General features: G+C 45.6%; 2 protein-coding genes. Both read left to right on the top strand.

The features are described from left to right. The first annotated feature begins 6 nt into the window (after positions 1-6). On the top strand, positions 7-1,803 hold the full coding sequence (locus ACFIJK_RS08815; protein ID WP_375627532.1) for a ShlB/FhaC/HecB family hemolysin secretion/activation protein: 1,797 nt from the start codon (positions 7-9) through the stop codon (positions 1,801-1,803). A 25-nt stretch (positions 1,804-1,828) separates the two neighbouring features. Then, positions 1,829-4,086, top strand: a 2,258-nt coding sequence (locus ACFIJK_RS08810; RefSeq protein ID WP_375627531.1) for a filamentous hemagglutinin N-terminal domain-containing protein, incomplete at its 3' end; no start/stop codon positions are given.

The following is a 4,086-nucleotide window of genomic DNA, read 5'->3' as shown; positions in this document are numbered from 1 at the left end:
TGCTTCATGAATAGTGCAAAGCGGGGGCAATCTGTATTGTTTTGTGTATTTTTACGCCAAAGTTCTCTTTTGAGAATTTTTCGTGCCATTGTTGTTTTCTTTGGCTTGTTTACAGGTGTAAGTGTTTATGCGCGCTCTTCAGCTGTTTTTCATTCCCCAACCGATAATTTTTCTCGCCAACAATCTGAGAAACAGCAATTAGAAAGAATTGAGAATTTACGCGCTTTAACGCCTAAAAGGATAAAGACGCCTTCAGAGCAAAATCCAGAAACGCTTTTGGGTGGGAAACAATGTTTTCCCATTCATGCTCTTGTTGTTGAGGGAGTGCATCATGTCAAAAAGCGCTTTATATCAGCCGTAACAGAGCCTTATGTTGGAAGATGTATCGGTCTTGTCGATATTCAGCTCTTAATCAAGAAGTTAACCAAAGTTTATTTGGATCAAGGCTATGTAACGGCGCGTTTTTATATACCCGATCAAGATATCAAAAACAGCAAGACGCTCAAATTTGTTGTCGTTGAGGGCAAGCTCTCAGAGATTTACTATAATGGTTCACCGACGTCTCGTTATAACAATGTTGTGTGGAGTGCTTTCCCTGGGCTTCAAGGTCATGTTCTGAACATGCGCGATATTGAACAGGGGCTTGATCAGATCAACCGTTTGAGTTCAGCGCACGCTCAAAGCGAACTTCTTCCAGGGCGTGAAGAAGGGAGCACCATTGTCAATATTAACAATCATCCCGATAAAACTTTCAAGGTTACTGTTTCTCATGACAATATGGGACAAGCCTCCACGGGTTATGCGCGTTATAGTGCGGGCTTGAGGGTAGAAAATATTTTAGGGATGAATGATGCGTGGGATTTTAACTATCAACGCAGTGAGCCCGATTATTGGGGTGGGAGCAAGCAAGAAGGACATAGCAATAACATTTCAGCGAGTGTGAGTATTCCGTACGGTTATTGGACCTTTGGTTTGAATGGCACTGTTTATAATTATCAAAGCATTATCCCTGGCAATTTTACCGATATTGAGACGACGGGGGATTCCAGTGAGTTGCACGCCAGTACAAGCAGGGTTCTTTACCGTGATGGTGTTTCCCTTACAACCTTGAATTTAGGTCTTTCTTATAAAAGAACCAACAATTACCTTCTTGGCAATAAGATTGAAGTGGGCAGCCGTCAATATAGCGTCGCCAATTTTGGGATTTCGCATTCGCGCCAGATGCTGGGTGGAACTTGGACTTTTGATGTGAGTTATTTGCAAGGGCTCCCCTTGTTTCATTCTGTCAAGAAGCACGATCCAGGAGCAGGAGATGCGGAGCCACAATTTGCCAAATTTACCGGCACACTCAGCGTTATGACGCCTTTTAAGGTAGGGGGCTTTGACTTTATACTGAGCAATCTTTTGAGTGGTCAATATTCACCGCATAATTTACTGGGTGCTGAGCAGATTTCATTGGGGGGCGCCTCCAATGTTCGTGGCACGCGTGAGAGTTTGCTTTTTGGCAATAACGGTTTTTTTAGCCGGAATGATTTGCTGTTGCGCACCATTCCGTGGAGCAATCACGCGACCTTCAAAAAGGTTTTTGGAGAACTTCGCCCTTATGTTGGTTTGGATTATGGGCGTGTGTTTTCGCAAGTTTTGTATGGGATTAAGAGTGACCAGCTTGCCGGTTGGACAGCAGGTGTCAAGCTTGCGGGAGGCATGGTCTCTCTTGATGCCAGTTATTCCAGTATTTTTTGGAGCACAGTTAAGCACAAAAAATCAGGAACATTTTTTATGACATTAACAATGGAACTTTAAGCATTGTTTATTGGGGAGTTAAAGTATGAGATATGAGAAGAGAGCAGAAAGAGCAGCTTTATTAGGTGTTTTAGTCTCCAGTACGATGCTCAAAAAGGTTTTATTTGGGGGACTTGGTTTTTCTTGTTTATTTGCACCTTCAGCGTTACAGGCGCAAATTACTGTGGATCCTAACGCTAATGCCGCCCATCGTCCAGATATAGTGGCAGCGCCCAATGGGGTTCCCTCGATTGATATTGTTACCCCCAATGGCAAGGGCTTATCACACAATAAATATGATGATTTTAATATTGGCAATGCAGGTGTGATTTGGAACAATCATGCGCAAGAAGTGGGGCAATCGCAGTTGGGGGGCATTATGCCGGGCAATCCGCATTTGCGTGTTACGGGTTCGGCGAAAGTGATTTTAAATGAGGTCACCAGCAGCAAGCGCAGTGCGCTTCATGGTCCAGGAGAGGTTTTTGGGAGCCCAGCCGATGTGATTATAGCCAATCCCAATGGGATAAGCTGTGATGGTTGCGGCTTTATCAATACGCCCCATGCGACCTTAACCACAGGTGTTCCCGAAATTGATGCGAGCGGTTTTCTGAAAGGATTTGAGGTGAGAGGTGGGGATATTACCTTTGGTGCAAAGGGAGCCAATTTTTTCTCTGGTCAAGGGGCTGTTGATATTGTCGATATTGTCTCACGCACGGTGCATTTTGAAGGAGCTGTTGCGGGCAAGGAGATTGGAGTGACAGCAGGGACGGGTCACTTTGATTATGCTTCACGGGAAATGAAAGAGCTAACTGATATTACTGGTAAACCGGAATATGCGATAGATGGCTCTGCTTTGGGGGCTCTACAGGCGGACAGAATAAAACTTGTGGCAACAGAAAAAGGTGTTGGGGTTCGCATGCGCCATGATATGGCAGCCAATGCGGGGCAGTTGCATCTTTCTGCTGACGGGAAAATCTCGTTGAAGAATGTTTTTGGTCATGGGGGTGTTGTCCTCAAATCGAAAAGCCAGAGCGTATTGGCAAAACACATCACCTCGAAAAAGCATATTGATATTGCCGCCCATAAGGATGTGATGTTAGAAACGGTTGGCGCTGAAGGTCATTTGAAGATAGAGGCGCAGGATGGGCTTTTATCGATTGCAGGCAAGGCAACCTCTGGGGGCAATATGGAGCTGTCTTCGCGCCAGACACTTCAAGTTTCAGGGCTAGGGTCAGGCGCTGATATGGCTCTTGAATCGGGCGGAGACTTGAAGCTTGAGGGGATTGTTTTAGCGCAAGGGAACCTCAGGGCACATGCCGGTGGTGATATAAAGGCGCAGTTTTTAGCCGGTGGGGTTGATATGGCGGCAACGGGTGCTTCTGGTGTTGTTGTTCTTGGCACCCAAGGGGATGTTGATCTCCAGAGCAGTCAAGGTGCGATTGTCGCTGAAAGTGTTTATGGGGCAGGAGATATCACCCTGGTTTCTCATAACGGGCTTTCTGTTTCTGAAACAATTCTGTCGCATCAAAATGTTGCCATTCAAGCACAACCAGAAACAAATGCTCCCGTTCATTTTGGGCAACTTTTAGCTCATGGCAAGGCAAATATTGAGGGTGGGGCTGTTGACTTTTCTTCGCTGATGACGGGTGAAGAAGCTGTTTTAAAGGTTGGCAGCCTTGATGCTGGCACACTGATGACAGGTGTCGTTTCTACGGGCGGTTCAGGGGATCTTGTTTTAGATGAAAAGGGCTTTCTTTTGATTACAGCAAAAGAAGGGGTGAAGGTTGGTCAGATTGCCAGTGGTGGCAATATTGAAATTTTTGCAGGCAACGACATCTATTATGATCAGGTCATTGGCTATGGCAGTGCAACATTGACATCGGTATCAGGAGAGATCAGTGTTGAGAATGTGCTGTCTGCTGAGGGGGATGTGAGATTGACGGCAACAACTCTCGATTTAAGCAATAATCGTTCTCATATTTACACGCCGCAAACGCTGTATTTAATTGCAGATCATATTGATGTCTCGGGCAGCGAATTGACTTATGGTGGTTTAGATTTTAACAGCACCAATGCCCTTGATATTCACAATGCGCGGCTACAAGCCGTGACAGATCAGGGGGGGACTGGAGATATTCTCTTTATTGCTCCAAGCGTTATGGTGGATAAGGCAACTTCTGTTTTAGCGGCACGAGATTTCGTGATCAAAACGGGTGAGCTTGGAAATAGCGGTCAATTGGCAGCAGGGCAGGATTTAGTCTTCAGCGTGACGGGCAATGTGACCAACAACAAAACGGGCTTAAT

Source organism: Bartonella sp. PS17NMGDW (assembly GCF_042193555.1).
In the GTDB taxonomy this organism is placed as follows: Bacteria; Pseudomonadota; Alphaproteobacteria; order Rhizobiales; family Rhizobiaceae; genus Bartonella; species Bartonella grahamii.
This window is presented reverse-complemented; position numbering and strand designations above follow the sequence as displayed.